Annotated in this window: 21 protein-coding genes; 10 read left to right on the top strand and 11 right to left on the bottom strand. The window is 55.8% G+C overall.

The features are described 5' to 3' along the window. Nucleotides 1–69: 69 nt before the first annotated feature. The 3 genes from rho to hemE form a co-directional block, all read right to left on the bottom strand. Nucleotides 70–1,335, bottom strand: a complete 1,266-nt coding sequence (gene rho, locus LA5095_RS12400) for a transcription termination factor Rho (RefSeq protein WP_055115273.1) — start codon at nt 1,333–1,335, stop codon at nt 70–72. A gap of 299 nt (nt 1,336–1,634) precedes the next feature. Beyond that, a complete protein-coding gene (gene hemJ / locus LA5095_RS12405; protein ID WP_055115275.1) occupies nt 1,635–2,063 on the bottom strand; it encodes a protoporphyrinogen oxidase HemJ in 429 nt (142 codons plus the stop codon). Between the two features lie 3 nt (nt 2,064–2,066). Next, nucleotides 2,067–3,095 (bottom strand): uroporphyrinogen decarboxylase, encoded by a 1,029-nt coding sequence (hemE, locus tag LA5095_RS12410; protein ID WP_055115679.1) that lies wholly within the window; start codon nt 3,093–3,095, stop codon nt 2,067–2,069. A gap of 426 nt (nt 3,096–3,521) precedes the next feature. Here hemE and LA5095_RS12415 point away from each other — a divergent pair, with 426 nt between their 5' ends. The 5 genes from LA5095_RS12415 (at nt 3,522) to dnaQ (ending at nt 7,224) form a co-directional block, all read left to right on the top strand. After that, a complete protein-coding gene (locus LA5095_RS12415; protein ID WP_173937334.1) occupies nt 3,522–4,364 on the top strand; it encodes a pyruvate, water dikinase regulatory protein in 843 nt (280 codons plus the stop codon). A gap of 34 nt (nt 4,365–4,398) precedes the next feature. Then, a complete protein-coding gene (locus tag LA5095_RS12420; protein WP_055115277.1) occupies nt 4,399–4,992 on the top strand; it encodes a Maf-like protein in 594 nt (197 codons plus the stop codon). Continuing rightward, a complete protein-coding gene (locus tag LA5095_RS12425; protein ID WP_186009626.1) occupies nt 4,989–5,837 on the top strand; it encodes a shikimate dehydrogenase in 849 nt (282 codons plus the stop codon). The genes LA5095_RS12420 and LA5095_RS12425 overlap by 4 nt, the downstream gene beginning before the upstream one ends. Beyond that, entirely contained in the window at nt 5,834–6,421 is a 588-nt protein-coding gene (gene coaE, locus LA5095_RS12430; protein ID WP_055115279.1) for a dephospho-CoA kinase, read from the top strand. Before LA5095_RS12425 ends, coaE begins: the two co-directional genes overlap by 4 nt. Before the next feature lie 89 nt (nt 6,422–6,510). Next, nucleotides 6,511–7,224, top strand: coding sequence for a DNA polymerase III subunit epsilon (dnaQ, locus tag LA5095_RS12435; RefSeq protein WP_055115685.1), 714 nt, complete (start codon nt 6,511–6,513; stop codon nt 7,222–7,224). 3 nt (nt 7,225–7,227) lie between these two features. On the opposite strand, the gene LA5095_RS12440 is transcribed toward dnaQ, so the two are convergent. Beyond that, nucleotides 7,228–8,115: an aminoglycoside phosphotransferase family protein gene (locus tag LA5095_RS12440; RefSeq protein WP_055115281.1), complete on the bottom strand. Its 888-nt coding sequence runs from the start codon at nt 8,113–8,115 to the stop codon at nt 7,228–7,230. Nucleotides 8,116–8,136: 21 nt separating this feature from the next. Beyond that, a complete protein-coding gene (locus LA5095_RS12445; RefSeq protein ID WP_029060688.1) occupies nt 8,137–9,123 on the bottom strand; it encodes a 2-hydroxyacid dehydrogenase in 987 nt (328 codons plus the stop codon). Between the two features lie 247 nt (nt 9,124–9,370). On the opposite strand from LA5095_RS12445, the gene LA5095_RS12450 reads away from it, so the two are divergent. The 3 genes from LA5095_RS12450 (at nt 9,371) to LA5095_RS12460 (ending at nt 11,173) form a co-directional block, all read left to right on the top strand. Further along, nucleotides 9,371–9,910, top strand: a complete 540-nt coding sequence (locus LA5095_RS12450; RefSeq protein WP_055115283.1) for an SH3 domain-containing protein — start codon at nt 9,371–9,373, stop codon at nt 9,908–9,910. Between the two features lie 182 nt (nt 9,911–10,092). Further along, nucleotides 10,093–10,479 carry a RidA family protein gene (locus tag LA5095_RS12455; protein WP_055115285.1) on the top strand — a complete coding sequence of 129 codons (387 nt, stop codon included), beginning with the start codon at nt 10,093–10,095 and terminating at the stop codon, nt 10,477–10,479. A 4-nt stretch (nt 10,480–10,483) separates the two neighbouring features. Next, complete coding sequence (locus LA5095_RS12460; RefSeq protein WP_055115287.1) at nt 10,484–11,173, top strand: alpha/beta fold hydrolase; 690 nt, start codon at nt 10,484–10,486, stop codon at nt 11,171–11,173. Between the two features lie 148 nt (nt 11,174–11,321). On the opposite strand, the gene fabI is transcribed toward LA5095_RS12460, so the two are convergent. From fabI to fabA, 3 genes are all read right to left on the bottom strand, one after another. After that, nucleotides 11,322–12,134 carry an enoyl-ACP reductase FabI gene (fabI, locus tag LA5095_RS12465; RefSeq protein WP_055115289.1) on the bottom strand — a complete coding sequence of 271 codons (813 nt, stop codon included), beginning with the start codon at nt 12,132–12,134 and terminating at the stop codon, nt 11,322–11,324. A 10-nt stretch (nt 12,135–12,144) separates the two neighbouring features. After that, a complete protein-coding gene (gene fabB / locus LA5095_RS12470) occupies nt 12,145–13,368 on the bottom strand; it encodes a beta-ketoacyl-ACP synthase I (RefSeq protein WP_055115291.1) in 1,224 nt (407 codons plus the stop codon). Nucleotides 13,369–13,501: 133 nt separating this feature from the next. Continuing rightward, the gene (fabA, locus tag LA5095_RS12475) at nt 13,502–14,008 is read right to left on the bottom strand and encodes a 3-hydroxyacyl-[acyl-carrier-protein] dehydratase FabA (protein WP_029060682.1); all 507 of its coding nucleotides are present in this window, start codon (nt 14,006–14,008) and stop codon (nt 13,502–13,504) included. Nucleotides 14,009–14,346: 338 nt separating this feature from the next. Between fabA and irrA the strand changes: the two genes are divergently transcribed. Beyond that, complete coding sequence (irrA, locus tag LA5095_RS12480; RefSeq protein WP_055115293.1) at nt 14,347–14,778, top strand: iron response transcriptional regulator IrrA; 432 nt, start codon at nt 14,347–14,349, stop codon at nt 14,776–14,778. Here the strand turns inward: irrA and LA5095_RS12485 are convergent, their stop codons facing one another. Further along, nucleotides 14,779–15,327 (bottom strand): GNAT family N-acetyltransferase, encoded by a 549-nt coding sequence (locus LA5095_RS12485; RefSeq protein WP_082442513.1) that lies wholly within the window; start codon nt 15,325–15,327, stop codon nt 14,779–14,781. After that, complete coding sequence (gene nth / locus LA5095_RS12490) at nt 15,324–16,139, bottom strand: endonuclease III (protein WP_082442514.1); 816 nt, start codon at nt 16,137–16,139, stop codon at nt 15,324–15,326. Before nth ends, LA5095_RS12485 begins: the two co-directional genes overlap by 4 nt. Nucleotides 16,140–16,161: 22 nt before the next feature. Here nth and LA5095_RS12495 point away from each other — a divergent pair, with 22 nt between their 5' ends. Continuing rightward, nucleotides 16,162–16,677 carry a DUF2244 domain-containing protein gene (locus tag LA5095_RS12495; RefSeq protein ID WP_055115295.1) on the top strand — a complete coding sequence of 172 codons (516 nt, stop codon included), beginning with the start codon at nt 16,162–16,164 and terminating at the stop codon, nt 16,675–16,677. Nucleotides 16,678–16,679: 2 nt separating this feature from the next. Here the strand turns inward: LA5095_RS12495 and LA5095_RS12500 are convergent, their stop codons facing one another. Continuing rightward, on the bottom strand, nt 16,680–17,825 hold the full coding sequence (locus tag LA5095_RS12500) for an MFS transporter (protein ID WP_208992654.1): 1,146 nt from the start codon (nt 17,823–17,825) through the stop codon (nt 16,680–16,682). Nucleotides 17,826–17,875: the final 50 nt, after the last annotated feature.

Below are 17,875 nucleotides of genomic sequence, written 5' to 3' on the forward strand. Positions count from 1 at the left end.
AGGACTACCAAAGGTAAAGGCGCAAACCTGCCGGTTCGCGCCTTGCCAAAATGTTTCTTCCAAAAAGTATCAGGTATTCATGCTGTCGAAGAACTCATCGTTGGACTTGGTCTGTTTCAGCTTGTCGAGAAGGAACTCGACCGCATCGACGGTACCCATCGGGTTGAGAATACGACGCAACACGAATGTCTTCTTGAGACGCTCATGGGGAACGAGAAGTTCTTCCTTACGAGTTCCGGAACGTTGAATATCGATCGACGGATAGACGCGTTTGTCGGAAATCTTGCGGTCAAGGATAATTTCAGAGTTACCGGTTCCCTTGAATTCTTCGAAGATGACTTCATCCATGCGGCTGCCTGTATCGATCAGGGCCGTCGCGATGATCGTCAGCGACCCACCCTCTTCGATATTTCGGGCCGCACCGAAGAACCGTTTTGGACGCTGCAGCGCATTTGCATCGACACCACCGGTCAGAACCTTGCCAGACGATGGAACAACAGTGTTGTAGGCGCGTCCGAGACGCGTGATGGAATCAAGCAGGATGACAACGTCCCGACCGTGTTCGGTCAGACGTTTGGCCTTTTCAATCACCATTTCGGCGACCTGCACGTGACGTGACGCCGGTTCGTCGAAGGTTGAGGAAACAACCTCTCCGTTCACCGTACGCTGCATATCGGTGACTTCTTCCGGCCGCTCATCGATCAGAAGAACGATCAGGTAGCACTCCGGATGATTGTTGGTAATGGATTTGGCAATATTCTGCAGAAATACAGTTTTACCCGTCCGTGGAGGCGCCGTGATCAGGGCACGTTGGCCTTTGCCGAGCGGTGCGACCAGATCGATTACCCGCGATGACAGATCCTTGATGGTGGGATCTTCAATCTCCATCCGGAATCGTTCGTCCGGATAGAGCGGCGTAAGGTTATCGAAGTGAACCTTGTGACGGGCTTTTTCGGGATCTTCGAAGTTGATCGTATTGACCTTCAGAAGGGCGAAATACCGCTCTCCTTCCTTCGGGCTGCGAATCTGTCCTTCGACCGTATCGCCTGTCCGCAACGAAAAACGCCTGATCTGCGAGGGAGAGACATAAATGTCATCCGGTCCAGGCAGATAGTTGGCGTCCGGAGATCTCAGGAAGCCAAAACCGTCCTGCAGGACCTCCACAACGCCTTCGCCGATAATTTCGACATCCTGCGCAGCCAGGTTTTTCAGAATAGCGAACATCAGCTCCTGCTTGCGCATGGTGCTCGCGTTTTCGACTTCGAGCTCCTCGGCAGCTTGCAATAGCTCGGTCGGTGTTTTTGCTTTTAGGTCTTTGAGTTTCATTTCCCGCATCGAGTTTGGGTCTGTCTTTTTTTAGGGATGAAATTGGGAGGGTCGTTCCGTGCCGGGGGTGATGGGTCGGCCAGAAGATATCTGAGAGACTTTTAGACGTGTCCAGATTGTTCGGTGAAACGTATCGAATTGAAACCAACACTGCACCGATTTGAAGTGGCGCGAAGATACTTTGTTTTAAAGTGAATCGCAAGCCCACAAATCTGCTGGTTTCCCGGGCTCGCAATTGCTTGCAAATCGGCGAGTTGAAGACAGCCGCGAAACCACAATCCCCACGACATCGCCTGTTTTCAAATCAGTCAGAAAGGTTTGACGATCACCAGTATGACAATGCAGATCATCAGCACGGTCGGGACTTCATTCAGGATCCTGTAAAACCTTGCCGGTTTGGTGTTTTGGTCCGCCGCAAAGTTTTTCACGCATTTGCTGAGATAACCATGAACACCAGACATGATGAGCACCAGCGTCAGTTTTGCATGGAACCATCCGTCTTGCCACGCAGACAGCTCGTAAGCTGCCCACAGCCCGAAAATCCAGGACGCAACCATTGCCGGATTGATGATCGCTTTCAGCAGCCTGCGTTCCATCACCTTGAACGTTTCCGACTTCTCGGAGCCGACCTCGGCCTCGGCGTGGTAGACGAACAGTCGCGGCAGATAAAGCATGCCCGCCATCCAGGCGATTATCGAAATCACATGCAGCGATTTTACCCAAAGGAACAGATCCATTATTCAGCCTCTCCGGACCTGTTCGACCATACGTTTGACATTGTCGGGATCCGCATCCGGTGTAACCCCGTGCCCGAGATTGAAGATCAGGGGTCCCTTGTCAAATGTTTCCAGAATGTGGGCAACTCCATCTTCAAGAGCCTTGCCACCAGCAACCAGCCGCATCGGGTCGAGATTCCCCTGGATCGGAACTTTTTTCTGGATGTCGAGCGCAAGATGATCAGGAGCAGTCCAGTCGAAACCGACGGCATCAACACCAGTTCCCTCGATGAAGGTCTTTATTCTTGCTGAAGACGCCTTTGGAAAACCGATGATCTTCGCGTCCGGCCGGATGGCCCGCACGCCATCAACGATCTTTTTGGTTGGTTCGATCGACCAGCGACGGAACCCGGCATCATCCAGAACTCCGGCCCAGGTGTCGAATATCTGCACCGCATCGGCGCCGGCATCCAGCTGGCGGATCAGGTATCTGATGGACGCGGTGACAAGCTGATCGACAAACCGCTGCATGAGGTCCGGATCACGATAGGCCCCGACACGCGCGGCAACCTGATCCTGCGTCGTGTGTCCGGCAACGGAATAGCAGGCAACCGTCCAGGGAGCTCCACAGAAGCCAAGCAGTGTTGTTTCGTCAGGGAGTTCCCCCCGGAGACGCGAAACTGTCTCCATGACCGGTTTCAGATGATCCTCGGCCCTGTCCTGTTCCAGACGATCAAGAAGGTCTGAAGACAGTGGTTCCAGAACCGGACCACGTCCTTCTTCAAAACGGACAGGGTATCCGATTGCATCGGGGACGACGAAGATATCCGAAAACAGAATACTCGCATCAAAACCATACCGGCGGATCGGCTGCAGTGTGACTTCAGTTGCAAGATCGGGGGAGTAACAGAAGTCCAGGAAGTTGGAAGCGTTCTTCCGGACTTCCCGGTATTCGGGAAGATACCGTCCGGCCTGACGCATCATCCAGATGGGAGGCGGCCAGATCTTTTCTCCTGAGAGAACCCGCATAACGGCTCTATCTTGGGATTTCATGAGGTAGCGCCTTTCCCACATTTCAAACCAAACAAGATTCTTATTTTGAATCTGTTTTTATTTATTGCGCGTGGATTACAGGGATCATTTTCTATCCACAATGCGTTTGCGCAAAATTCCTGGCAGGATAAATCACACACAGACAGCGAAAGAATCCTTCCCCAAGAGTCGATAAACTGATTTATGAATTGAATCCAGCTACTTGGAAGCGTGTTTATCTTTCGTTAAGGAATTGCGAGCAGGTGGAAAATCTGTCGATATGTCACAGCCTGATTGTGAATCCACATCGACGCACAATCGTTTCGGAGTCAGTTTCCGCGCGTTAAAGGATTGTTAACAAATATTGCTGAGCGGGCATAAACTTCGTGCTACGCACTCAATCTGGGACTTAACTCCCAATTCTTCAACAGCCCTGGGGATGACACCGTGAACAAGTCGAGACACTATTTTCATCTGCATCTCGTGTCCGACTCGACCGGTGAAACCCTGATGACGGTCGCCCGTGCCGCGACGGTTCAATATGAAAACGTGCAGGAAATAGAGCATGTTTATCCGCTCGTCCGCTCGTCGAAACAGCTGGACCGGGTCATTTCGGAAATTGAAAACGCGCCTGGTATCGTCCTTTACACGCTCGTGGATGACGAAATCGCCAGTCGGTTGGAAAGGAAATGCCGGGAACTTGGTATTCCCTTCGTCAATATCCTGGATCCGGTCTTCGCCGTGTTCCAATCCTACCTCAACGTGACGCAAACCCATCGTGTCGGCGGGCAACATGAACTCGACGCCGAATATTTTCGGCGAATGGAGGCCCTCAACTACACGATGCTGCATGATGACGGTCAGGTCTGGGACGATCTGGAATCAGCCGATATTGTCCTGATCGGCATTTCCAGAACATCCAAGACACCGACCTGCATCTATCTGGCCAATCGTGGCATCAAGGCAGCAAATGTTCCGCTGGTTCCCGGTATTCCCCTTCCGGATCATGTGAAGGCACTGAAAGGACCGATGATTGTCGGCCTGATCGCATCCGTTGAGCGTATCCAGCAGATCAGGCGTAACAGGGTTCTGTCTTTGAATTCAGAGGGTTACAACGACACCTATGTCGACCGGAAGGAAATTTCGCAGGAAATCAACATGACCCGGCGGCTCTGTTCGGAAAACGGCTGGCCGCTGATTGACGTGACGCGCCGTTCGGTGGAAGAAACGGCTGCTGAAATTCTGACGAAATTCAAGGGCTTCAAGGCAGAAACCGGAGATTCGATCTAGACCGGGTCGACCGAACAGACATCTGAGAGGGAAAATGGCACTCGTTCTGGCGAGCGGCAGCAAAATCCGCGCTGAACTGATGGAAAATGCAGGTCTTGTGATCGAGATCGACCCGGCTGTCGTCGATGAACGGGCGGTAGAGGCGCCGCTTCTCGAGGCGGGCTTCCCACCCGAAGATCTTGCCAGCGTTCTGGCGGAAGCCAAGGCAAATGATGTCAGCGGACGCAGGCAGGCTGATCTCGTCGTCGGAGCGGATCAGATCCTGGCTTTCGAGGGCGAACGCAGGACCAAACCCGACGATATGGAAGCAGCCCGACGGCAGTTGCTCGCATTTTCCGGCAAGACCCATGAATTGCACTCCGCAGTCGTGATTTCGCAAAAGGGTGAAGCGGTCTGGCGCCAGGTTTCAACCGCCCGCTTGACCATGCGTGACCTGACACCCGAATTCATAGGGCACTATCTTGCCGCGGCCGGTGATGACGTGCTTTCAAGCGTCGGCGCTTATCAGCTGGAAGGCCTGGGCGTTCAGCTGTTTGAAAAGATCGAAGGTGACTATTTCACCATTCTGGGCCTGCCAATGCTTCCTTTGCTGGCGGAACTCCGCACGCTCAAGGTTATCGAGACATGAGCGCGGTTGTGAAAAAAGCTGTAGTTACGGGCCACCCGGTTGCCCACTCCAGGTCGCCGCTCATTCACGGATACTGGTTGGAGCAACACGGAATTCTCGGAGAATACGGTCGCATCGATGTCGCCCCGGAAGCTGCAAGTGACTTTTATCGAAATCTGCGGAGCGCCGGCCTGGTGGGTGCCAATGTCACGGTGCCGAACAAGGAAATAGCTGCAAGCGCCTGCGATTGGCTGGATGAAACGGCGCGGACCATGGGTGCTGCGAACACCCTTTGGCTGGACGAAACCGGCCGGCTTTGTGGTGCCAATACCGACGGTATGGGATTTTTGGGCAATCTCGATCAATTGGCGCCGGGCTGGAATCGCTCGCAGGGAACCGCTTTGGTTCTGGGGGCCGGTGGCGCAGCACGTGCGATCGTCTGGGCGCTCCTGTCCCGAGACTTCACAGCTGTGCATGTTGTCAACCGAACCGAAGAAAAAGCGCGAAAAATCTGCGATGAATTTGGTTCCAAAACGTTTGCTCACGGTTGGGAAAGCCTGGGGACCCTGCTTGGAAAAGTGGACCTTTTGGTGAACACGACATCGCTTGGCATGACGGGAAAACAGCCGTTGGAAATAGATCTTTCGAATTTGCCGCGCCATGCGCTCGTCAACGACATCGTCTATTCTCCTCTCGAAACGGAGTTGCTCAAACAGGCAGCGGTGCAGGGAAATCCGACGGTTGATGGAATTGGTATGCTTCTCCATCAGGCGGTTCCCGGATTCGAGCGCTGGTTTGGCGTCAGGCCGGAAGTCACAGATGACTTGCGCGCATTGGTATTGAAGGATCTTGGGGTGAACGTATGATCCGGATTGGTCTGACAGGGTCCATCGGCATGGGTAAATCGACAACCGCGAAGATGTTCGCTGAACGCGGTGTCCCGGTTCATGATGCCGACGCCTGCGTTCATGCGCTTTACGAAGGCCGTGGCGTGCCTCTGATTGGCGATGCATTTCCCGGCACCATCGTTGATGGCAAGGTTGATCGGGCGTTGCTGTCGAAACAGGTCCTCGGCAATCCTGAAGCCATGAAACGTCTCGAAGACATTGTCCACCCCCTGGTGCACGAAGAAGAACAGGTGTTTCTTGACCTCGCCAGGATGGACGGCCATTCCGCTGTTCTGATGGACATTCCCCTTCTGTTTGAGACCGGGGCTGAGACAAGGGTCGATGTCGTTGTCGTGGTATCCGCCGATGCGGATATCCAGCGCGATCGTGTTCTTGCCCGGGACGGCATGACCGAGGAGCGCTTTCAGGCGATCCTGGGGACACAGGTGCCCGATGCCGAAAAGCGCGATCGCGCCGACTTTCTGATCGATACGGGTCAGGGATTGGCGATTGCCGGGCAACGGGTTGACGAAATTCTGCAGGAGTTGGGCGTCGTAGCCTGAAATTTTCCCGAACACCGGGGAAAACCAACTGTCGCTCTTGCGTCGGGCTGGCCACGCTGCACACTAGGGTCAAAGTGAAAAGGCAAACAATGCGCGAGATCTCCTTCGACACGGAAACGACAGGACTTAATCCCCGAGGTGGTGACCGGTTGGTGGAGATTGGCGGTGTGGAGCTTCTCAATCACATTCCGACCGGCAACTCCTATCACGTCTATATCAATCCCCAGCGCGACATGCCGGCAGAAGCCTTCCGCGTGCATGGTCTTTCTGAGGAGTTTCTGTCAGACAAGCCTTTGTTCGCGCATGTTGCCGACGAGTTTCTGGAATTCGTGGGTGATGCGACGCTCGTCATTCACAACGCTGCGTTCGATATGGGCTTTATCAACGAAGAACTGAAGAAAGCAGGTCGACGCACCATTCCGAACACCCAGGTGCTCGACACGCTGGAAATTGCCCGTCGAAAACACCCGACCGGCCCGAACTCCCTCGATGCCCTGTGCTCCCGCTATGGCATCGACAATTCCAGGCGCGTCAAGCACGGCGCCCTGCTCGACGCTGAAATCCTCGCGGAAGTCTATCTGGAACTCATCGGTGGTCGTCAGACCGCGCTTGGTCTGATGCCGGAAGAAGAGCAGGCTGTTTCCTCAAATGGCGCCACTGTTTCCGGAGAACTCGGCAAATTCAACGCAAAGCCACGCCCTGTTCCACTCGCCTCGCGATTGACCGATGATGAATATGCGGCACACAAGGCTTTTGTCGAGGGCATGGGTGAAAGCGCGATTTGGCAAAAATATAATCGATAGCTGCTAGTCAGCCATCAACCACCGGACCATTTCGAAATGCCGTTCGCTGTAGCTGCTGTCGAATGCCCAGGCCATGGCCTGTCCGATCGTCCACAGCCGGGCGCGCTCGCGATCCAACTCCAGTTCTTCCGAAAGCCGATCGAGCCGGTACATGGCGGCCTCTTTGGAATGGCCGAATTCAAAACTCCGCACGATCGGACTGAGGGCAAAGGCCGGATCTCCGACTAGGGGTTTCGGATCTATTGCCAGCCAGGCCTCCCGCGACGAAGACAGCACGTTGTGCCCGTGGAGATCCTGATGGAGCAGGACCTCTCCGTTGTCATCCGCTGTGAGGTCCTTCAAGGCTGCGCGCGCGACGTCAACAAGGTAGTGATCGCACGGTTTTCCGGCCGATTCCCAGTCACCTTCAAGCGCTTCAAGCCACAAGGCAGCTTCACCGGCAAGAGTTCGGAAGGGCTTGCCGGCAGGGACCAGCAATCGGCGGAGCAGATCCGCCATGACACCGATCTTGTCCGGCTCCGGATCGTCGGCAAGAAACCGTCCCGGATCGCAAGTCTCCAGCAACAGCGCACCAATGTCCGGCGCGTGGTCCAGCAGCCTCACAGCGCCATTGCCGTCCCAATGCTTGAGGGCATCGGCTTCGCATTCGGATTCCCGGTGCTGGAATTGAAGCTTCAGAACAACGGCTTCGTCATTCCGCCGCGCCGGCACCACATAGGATACACACCCGCCGGAATACGGGCGGCCGATACACGTCAGATCGAACGTCTGGCAGGCGGCCTCAAAAATATCAGGAAGCGCTTCGAGCCATGACGCACCCGCTTCCTTCTTATTGAGCCATAAAAGGCTGTCGGGAACCTGAAACGGGGCGCTTGATCGCGAATTCGCCACGGAATGTTCCGAAGAAGACCGTCAAAGCATGGATGGAAGGACGCGGTCCGGCGGACGGTGGCCATCCATGAAGGTCTTGATGTTGATAATGACTTTCTCGCCCATCTCTATGCGCCCTTCGATTGTCGCAGAACCCATATGCGGTAGCAGCACGACATTTTCCAGCTTGGCAAGCTTCGGATTGACGGCAGGTTCGTGTTCGAAGACGTCGAGACCGGCTCCGGCAAGGTCACCTGCCTCAAGCATCCGGATCAACGCGTTTTCGTCGATGACTTCACCACGGGCGGTGTTGACCACGTAGGCATCCTTCTTGAGGAGCTTCAGGCGGCGGGCAGACAGGAGGTGGAAGGTCGCGGGCGTATGTGGACAATGAACCGAAACCACGTCCATGCGTGCCAGCATCTGGTCGAGGCTTTCCCAGTAGGTCGCTTCCAGCTCTTCCTCGATCTCGTCGGCAACCCGGCGGCGGTTGTGGTAGTGGATCGACATGCCGAATGCCTTTGCACGGCGGGCGACTGCCTGGCCGATCCGGCCCATGCCGATGATGCCGAGCCGTTTTCCCCAGATCCGGTGGCCAAGCATCCAGGTTGGAGACCATCCGGCCCACTCCCCGCTTTCCAGAGCGCTGATACCTGTGGCAAGTCGACGCGGGACGGACAGCATCAGCGCCATGGTCATGTCCGCCGTGTCTTCGGTCAGCACACCCGGTGTATTCGTGACGTTGATTCCCCGGTTGTTGGCTGTCACCACGTCGATGTTGTCGACACCGTTGCCGAAGTTAGCGATCAGTTTCAGGTTTTCACCGGCCTGCGACAGCACCGACGAATCGATTCGGTCGGTCACCGTTGGCACGAGAACATCGGCGGTTCTGACAGCTTCCACCAGCTCTGCCTGGCTGAAGGGCCTGTCATTTTCATTGAGACGCGTTTCAAAAAGTTCACGCATCCGGGTTTCGACCACCTCCGGAAGCTTCCGGGTCACAACAACGACAGGCTTCTTTTTCGCCATACCTACTGCCTTTCGCGCTTCGTTGGGGATTTGTTAACCACAACGGATTCACTTTGATGCTGCGCGTCGCGCGAGCGCATGAGACCTTACCCTTTTCCTTACCAGATGGTTCGGCAGAAACAAGAGATCGCTTTCAATCGCCGCGCATTGCCCACGAGCCAAATTCGGCAAGGTGGTTTTCACGCAGTTTTTTCGGTACAGCTTTGACGCAACTCAACGATCAAGAACAATTGGACAACCGGACAATATGACCCGTTCGAATCCAGGCCTTCGCCTTCTACTGTGTGTGCTGACAATTTTCCTGGCAATCAGCTGGAATGCTGTCCCTGCTGACGCACAAGGTACGACAACCGGGACCTCCGGACTTCCCGTTCCGCGATTTGTCAGCCTGAAATCGGATCGTGTCAACGTCCGTGTCGGTCCGTCCCGTGAACATGCCGTCGCCTGGACATTCGTTCAGTCGGGCCTTCCTGTCGAAATCATCCAGGAATTCGAGAACTGGCGGCGTATCCGCGATTGGGAAGGCAAGGTTGGCTGGGTATTCCATTCCCTGCTGTCCGGCCGCCGGACCGCGCTGGTCACACCCTGGGAGAAGGCCAACAGGACACCGTTGCGCGCGCGCTCGAAATCCGATGCGGATATCGTTGCGGAACTTGAACCGTTTGTTCTCACTTCAGTCACCGAATGTGCCGGCGGCTGGTGCCGCGTCAATGGCGAGCAATATGACGGCTGGCTGGACCAGACCCGCCTTTTCGGCGTTTATCCGGACGAAGTCGTGGAGGATTGAGCACTCGCTTGGACCGCCAGCAGGTGCTCCCCTGATCTTTTCGTTTCCAGAGCAGCAGCCAACTGTTCAATTGTGTCGGCCCCGGCGGCGGACACCCCTTCGGTGAACGGCATTGTTGGCGTGCGATCCGATTATCGCCTAAGTTGCCTGAAAAACCACAACCGCAATCTCGGAGGGCAAGAATGCCTGATGCCATTGTTCCGTCGGTCTTGAACAGTTACGTGCGCGACTGGAACATGTCTCCCGGACTGGAGCACGACGGTTTCGTGTTCATGACTGGTTTCACCGGTTCAAATGAAAATGGCCATCTGTCCAGTGATCCGCGCGAGCAGTTCGAGCATGCTTTCGAGAAAGTCCGCCTTGTGCTCGAGGAGGCTGGCCTGGGATTTGAGCACATTGTTGAAATGACGAGCTACCATGTCGGCTTGCGCGAACATCTGGAGCTTTTCAAGGAGGTGCGTGCCGCAACCGTTAGCGAGCCTTACCCTGCTTGGACGGCAATAGAAGTCGCGGGTTTCGTGCGAGACGGAGCGGTTGTCGAGCTACGCTGTATTGCGCGCCGTACGTGATCAGATGAACATCAAGGGACCGATTCTTTGCGTCGCCGGATTCGGAGACAACAGTTCAATGTTCGCCCCGCTGGTCGATGCACGTCGGTCCGGGGATCCGCAGATTCTTCCGCTCGACCTGCCAGGCTTTGGTGCCGAGCCTTTGAGGGAAACGTCAATTGCGACGCTGGCACAACACCTTGCTGCCGAGGCGCGCAGGTTCGGTGCACGTTCCGTTATCGCGCACTCCGTTGCGTCGATCATTGCAGCCGAAGCGGCACATCTCTCGGACAGCACAATTGACACTATCGTATCCCTTGAGGGTAACTTGACGGCGGAAGACGCCTATTTCTCAGGCACGGCAGCCGACTACGATGACGCGGTTTCCTTTCGCGTTGCGTTTCTTGAGCGCCTTCATGAGATGGCGAAGCCCAACCGTATCATTGAAGGCTATGCTGAAAGGGTCTCGCGAGCGGACCCAGGCGCATTATGGTCTCTGGGGCGCGATGCGCGACAATACTCGCAAACCAGTCATCCCGGCGAGCGACTTCGGTCTGCGGGAAATGTTCTTTATGTTTTGAACCCTGCGAATTGTCCGGAAAATTCGCTGAATTGGCTGAAGACTTCCGGGTTGACCAAAGTGGAATTGGATGGCGCCTCGCATTGGCCAACCATCGATCAGCCAAGCAAGGTTCTTTTGGCGTTGCGATCCTGAACCTTCAGTTCCTCGAGCCGCGGCACGGGCAAGACCGTTGAGGGTTATGGCAGGACATCGAGGTTATCGCGACTCTTTGGAGACAGGCCGGCATCAACGAAAAAGGCGGCCATGAGCCGCCTTTGAACCGTTTGTTTTGCTTGGGAACTCAGTCCACCTTGGTTTCCTGAGCCTTCAGTTGCTCGAGTCGCGGCATGGACATGATGTTGTAGCCGCTGTCGACGAAGTGCACTTCGCCGGTCACGCCACCGGACAGATCGGACAGAAGGTAGAGCCCGGTGCCACCGATCTCGTCGAGCGATACCGTCCGGCAAAGTGGTGAATTGCGTTTCTGGAAGTTGAACATGAGACGCGCGTCAGAAACACCCGACCCGGCAAGCGTGCGCACGGGACCGGCCGAAATCGCATTGACGCGGATATTCTGCTCGCCATAGTCGACCGCAAGATACCGTACGGAAGATTCAAGCGCGGCCTTGGCAACACCCATGACATTGTAGTTCGGCATCACTCTGGTGGAGCCGCCATATGTCAGCGTGATGATCGAGCCACCGTCCGGCATGATGTCTGCCGCTCGCTTGGCAATTTCCGTGAAGGAAAAGCACGAGATCAGCATCGTGCGGGAGAAGTTCTCCCGGGTGGTGTCCGCATATTTGCCGCGCAATTCCGACTTGTCGGAAAAAGCGACGGCATGAACCAGGAAATCGATGCTGCCCCAGGTTTCCTTCAGGACGTCAAACACCGCATCTACCGAATTGATATCCTCGACGTCGCACGGGAGCAGAATATCCGATCCCACGGATTCGGCCAGCGGTTTGGTGCGCTTTCCGAAGGCTTCACCCTGATAGGTGAAGGCGAGCTCCGCCCCGTGATCGGCAAGTGTCTTCGCGATGCCCCAGGCGATGGAGTGATCGTTGGCAACACCCATGATCAGGCCGCGTTTGCCCTTCATAAGATTAGACATGTCGGTCTCCTCAGCCGTGGTAGCGTGACAGCGCGAGCGAGGCATTGGTGCCTCCGAACCCGAAGCTGTTGGAGAGCACGGTATCCAATCCGGCATTGTCGACACGTTCCGTGACGATTTCGTCCTTGCTGAGTGCCGGATCGAGTTCGTTGATGTTTGCTGATGCCGTCATGAAATCGTTTTGCAGCATGAGCAGGCAGTAGATCGCCTCCTGCACACCGGTTGCTCCAAGGCTGTGTCCGGTCAGGGATTTTGTGGAAGACGCAGGCGGCTGATTGTCGCCAAACACACGGCGGATCGCTTCGATTTCACCGATATCACCGACCGGTGTCGAAGTGCCATGCGTGTTGATGTAATCGACCTTGCGATCTCCCAGGGTTTCGATGGCAAGTCGCATGCAGCGCTCTCCGCCCTCGCCGGAGGGAGCCACCATGTCATACCCGTCGGAGTTGGCCGCGTAGCCCGTGACCTCGGCATAGATTTTCGCGCCGCGAGCCTTGGCGCGTTCCAGTTCTTCCAGGACGACCACGCCGCCACCGCCGGCAATGACAAACCCGTCACGGGTCGAATCATAGGCGCGCGAAGCGGTCTGTGGTGTGTCGTTGTATTTGGAAGACATCGCGCCCATGGCGTCGAACAGGCAGGAAAGGGTCCAGTCCAGTTCCTCGCCACCGCCTGCAAACATCACATCCTGTTTGCCGAACTGGATCTGTTCGGTTGCGGCACCGATACAGTGTGCGGACGTGGAGCATGCGGACGTGATGGAATAATTGATCCCCTTGATCTTGAATGGGGTCGCCAGGCAGGCCGAATTGGTCGAGCTCATGCCACGCGTGACCATGAACGGCCCCATGCGCTTGGGAGCCCCTTTTTCAAGAACGATCTGGTGCGCCTGAAACAGGTTCTTGGTGGAAGGTCCGCCAGATCCCATGATCAGGCCGGTCCGCGTATTGGAGACGTCGCTATCTTCCAGTCCGCTGTCGGCGATCGCCTGTTGCATGGAAATGTAATTGTAGGCCGCACCATCGCCCATGAAGCGAAGCTGGCGCTTGTCGACCAGCGACGGTATGTCGATATCCGGCATGCCGTGAACCTGGCTGCGGAAGCCGTGTTCGGCATAGTCCGGCGCAAAGCTGATACCGGATTTGCCTTCACGAAGGTTGGCAAGCACTTCCTGTGCATTTGATCCGATGGAGGATACGATACCCATACCGGTGACGACAACGCGTCTCATTGCGGTCTCCTATTTGTTCAAGGTGCAAATGGCCCGGTCACTGCTCAAGCCTTCTTGCCCTTACATAATACGCAAACCGGCGCCCCCAATGAAAAAGAGAAACGCCGGTCGAATTTGATCGATGAAATTTGCTTCAGCTCTTCGCCAGGCCGACACGCAAATCCGTTGCCTTGTAGATCTGTTCGCCGTCAGCCTTCAGCCAGCCGTCAGCAATACCCAGAACCAGGCGCCCCTTCATGATCCGTTTGAAGTCAACGCCGTATTCCACGAGTTTGACGTCCGGTGTGACCATGCCCTTGAATTTGATCTCGCCGGTTGAAAGCGCCATGCCCTTGCCCGGAAGGCCGAGCCAGCCAAGGAAAAAACCGGTCAGCTGCCAGAGCGCATCCAGACCGAGACAGCCCGGCATGACCGGGTTGCCCTGAAAGTGACACGGGAAAAACCAAAGATCCGGCTTGATGTCGAATTCCGCGCGCGCATACCCCTTGTCGTATTCGCCGCCCGTCTCGGACAACTCCGTTATCCGGTCGAACATCAGCATCGGCGGGAGTGGCAGCTGGGCATTGCCGGGGCCAAAGAGCTCGCCGCGGCCGCAGGCGAGTAGAGCTTCGTAGTCGTAGCTGGAGCGGCGCTCGGTCATTCAGGATCCGTTTTCTTGCTTCCTACCCATTATCCCTAGGTGGAACGGGTTAGTTTTTCGTTCTGTTTGCGGCGCCTTCCTACCACAGGGGAACCATGACCGAAAGATGTCACATGAGCCAAATTTCAGGGATTTACAGGCTATTTGGCGAGATTCGAATGAAAGATCAGACCGATTGTCTTCGCGCCGTCAGCTTGCACGTCGCGGTAAAAACTTGCATTTTAGGCACAAGAAATGGCAGAACTAGCCGAAGACCTGCGGAAAAAGTTCCTTAACGAAGGTGGGATAGTGTGAAAACGGCCATCCGAAACAAGGACTTAGATTTGGACAGATTTGGAATGACGACGCACAGGGAATTGGAAACGGCCGGCAAGGATGTGACCGGCATGCTGCGAACAGCGGGCTTGCGGCCGACGCGCCAGCGTGTGTCCCTGGCAGAATTGCTTTATTCCAAGGGTGATCGCCACATTTCAGCGGAACTTCTTCATGAGGAAGCGGTCGGGGCCGACGTCCCGGTTTCGCTGGCGACGGTCTACAACACGTTGCACCAGTTCACAGAAGCAGGCTTGTTGCGCGAAGTCGCGATCGACGGCAACAAGACCTATTTCGACACAAATGTTTCCGATCACCATCACTTCTTCATCGAAGGTGAGAACCGCGTGATCGATATTCCAGGTGAAGGCGTTGGTATCGGCAAGCTTCCCGAAGCCCCTGAAGGCATGGAAGTCGTGCGCGTCGATGTCGTCGTGCGCGTGCGCGAGAAGCTCTGATTACTCAGCGGCCGAAAGGTCCCGTTTCACATCATAGATAAAATAGTCGGACGTATCGTCATACGCCGCCAGGTAAATCTGACCTTTTGAAACAAATCCGATTTTCAAAAGAAGACTGGCGGATCTGACATTCTCTGTGTGGGTGATTGCGCACAGGCGCGGCAGATCCATGTTCTGCGCAACATACGCCAAAACCGCTCGGGCAGCTTCAGCCGCATACCCCTTGCCGCGGCTGTCCTGCAGAAAGGCGTAGCCAAGGTCGGGGTGGTCCAGCTCATCGCGAACGACAAGGCCGCAAGCGCCGATCGGTCTGCCCGTTTCCTTCAGTTCCACCAGCCACAGACCGACCCCGTGATCCGCAAAATGCACGAGCGTTTTGCCTTCGATGTAGCCGACTGCATCTTCGTCCGAACGAATGCCCCGATCGGCTATGAAGCGATGGTAATCCGGCTCGTTCATCAGCGTTCTGTAAAAGACGGCATCATCCGGCGTCGGTAGGCGAAAGGTCAGACGCGTGCTTTCCGGAAACGGTTCTGCGGTAACAGTCAAGCGATCTTATCCTTTTCAATCAACGCTCTGGTCCGCACAGCGATTTCGGGGATCGCGTCGAATTTTTCTTTTTCCCGGCTCTTGCAGAGATCGTAGATCACGCAACGCCTGCATTCCGGCTTGCGTGCCTTGCAGATATAGCGTCCATGCAGGATCAACCAGTGATGGGCATGCAGGGAATATTCCGCCGGAACAGCCTTCTCCATGGCCTTTTCGACGTCGAGCGGGGTCTTTCCAGGAGCGATTCCAATCCGGTTACCGAGGCGGAACAGGTGCGTATCGACCGCGATCGTCGGATGACCAAAATAGATATTCAGCACAACATTGGCGGTTTTCCGACCGACGCCTGGCAATTCTTCGAGCGCTTCGCGATTTTCCGGAACCTCTCCGCCGTGTTCGCGAAGCAGTTGTTCGGACAGGAGGACGACGTTTTTCGCCTTGTTCTTGTAAAGACCGATCGTCCGGATCTCTTCCCGGACCCTGTCCTCGCCAAGAGCCAGCATTTTTTCAGGTGTATCCGCAATCTCGAAGAGGTTCTTCGTTGCCCGGTTGACACCGACATCCGTTGCCTGGGCCGACAAGACAACCGCGACCAGCAGTGTGAAGGCATTGACATAGTCGAGTTCGCCTTCCGGTTCGGGGTTGTCAGCGTGAAATCTCTGAAAGATGGCGAACGTCTCGGCCTTGCTGTACCGGGACCGTTTCAGCACCTTGCCGGGATTGTCGACGGACGGCGTTGTTTTTCCCGCCTGTTTCCGTTTCGCAGTCTGCCTGGGTGATTTGCTTTTGGCTGAGCTCTTTGCTTGGGTCATGAACTCTCTATAATCAAACCTCATGAGTGAGAACAATCCGAAACCAGAGATTAGTGACCGGTCGAAGGATATGGACAGTCCTTTTTTCTCGGCTGTTTTGACACCGTACAGGTCCTTGGGCCCGAACGGTTTCATGATCCTGATGCTTTGTTTCGGCGCGGTCAGCTTTGCCGCGGGCATCCTGTTCTGGAGCATAGGTGCCTGGCCGGTCTTCGGATTCTTCGGTCTCGACATCGCCCTGCTCTGGTTCGCGTTCCGGATGAACTACCGGTCCGCGAAAACCTATGAAGAGGTTGTTGTGTCCCGTAACGACCTGATCATTCGCAAGGTCGGGCCGGGCAAACGCTTCCAGGAATTCAGGTTCAACCCGTTCTGGGTCAGGCTTTCGATTGAGCGCGTCGAAGACGAAGGCGTCGTGAAAATCACGCTGACGAGCCGGGGTGAGTCGGTCGATCTCGGCAATTTTCTCAATCCGGACGACCGGACAAGCTTTGCCGGCGCCATGGCAAATGCACTCGCCGTGGCGAAGGCGGGCTGACCTCAGGTAGTCTCCTGGGCTGTACCGGGTTGAATTCGCAATGTTGCCATCAGCACGATGAGTGCAACGACAGAGGAGCAGGCGGCGACATAGAGCACCGTCTTGAAGTCGGTCGCACTTGCAATGATGCCCATGGAAACACTGCCGATCATGCCACCCAGAAACAGGCTGTTCATGTAAATGGCGGTTGCCCGACCGGGGCGGTCTGGCGCGAAACTTTGCACGAAGCTGATCGAAACGCCTGCAAACAGGCCGTAATAGACACCTTCCATCACGGAAACGGCAATTACATGCCAGAGTTCGGTGACCTGGGTGAACAGCAGCATGCTTGTCGCGGCAAGAACCGAGGCAAGCACAAGAACCTGACGGATACCGATGCGTTCGGCCAGGCGCACGGACCCGAAGATCACGAACACCTCCACCAGGCATTTGACCGATAGGGACAGTCCGGGCGTGGATCCGGGAAGGCCGGTTTCCTGAACGAAAAACAGCGGCATGGCAGAAACGAACAGCGTGTTGGTGACGACGAAGCCGAGACATGTCAGCCCGGCGATCAGAAGGCCCCAGTTGACGGGCTCGTCCTTGCTTTTGACTTTCGGCTTGCTGTTCGATCTGAAATCGGCCGGTATCGATAGCCACGCAAGCACCAGGAACACAAGGCCGACGACAAACGCGCAGAAAAAGGTGACCGAAAAGCCGTATTGGGCAACCAGGGTAAAGGAGGCCGCGGGTCCGATCATCCAGGCAAGGGATACGGTCATGCGAAGCCATGAATTGATCCGCGCTACATCCAGATCGTTGCGTTCGGCGTAGATGCGGCCATAGGTGAAAATCGTGCCCGATCCCATGTTCGCCAGACCCATCAGCGGCGCGACGAGCAGCACCAGCATCAGGAGGCTTGAAACCTGTGTCAGCAATGCTGTCAGGACAATGAACGCGCAGATGGAGATGAGCAGCAACCGTTTTACCAGAAAACCGTGATCCAGCTGCTCGCCAGCCCAGCGGTTGGCAACCAGGGTGAGCGGCATCACCAGCCCGGTATAGAGCCCCACCTGCCATGGCTTCGACCCGAGCCCCTCGACGATGAAAAAGCTCATCAGCGGTATGAGCGCAGATGCACCAAGGCTTTTGGTGAACTGCAGCAGCATTATCAACAGCACCTGTCGCGGGAGCTGCGCAGAAGAAAACATGATCGGAA

Source organism: Roseibium album (genome assembly GCF_001404515.1).
In the GTDB taxonomy this organism is placed as follows: Bacteria; Pseudomonadota; Alphaproteobacteria; order Rhizobiales; family Stappiaceae; genus Roseibium; species Roseibium album.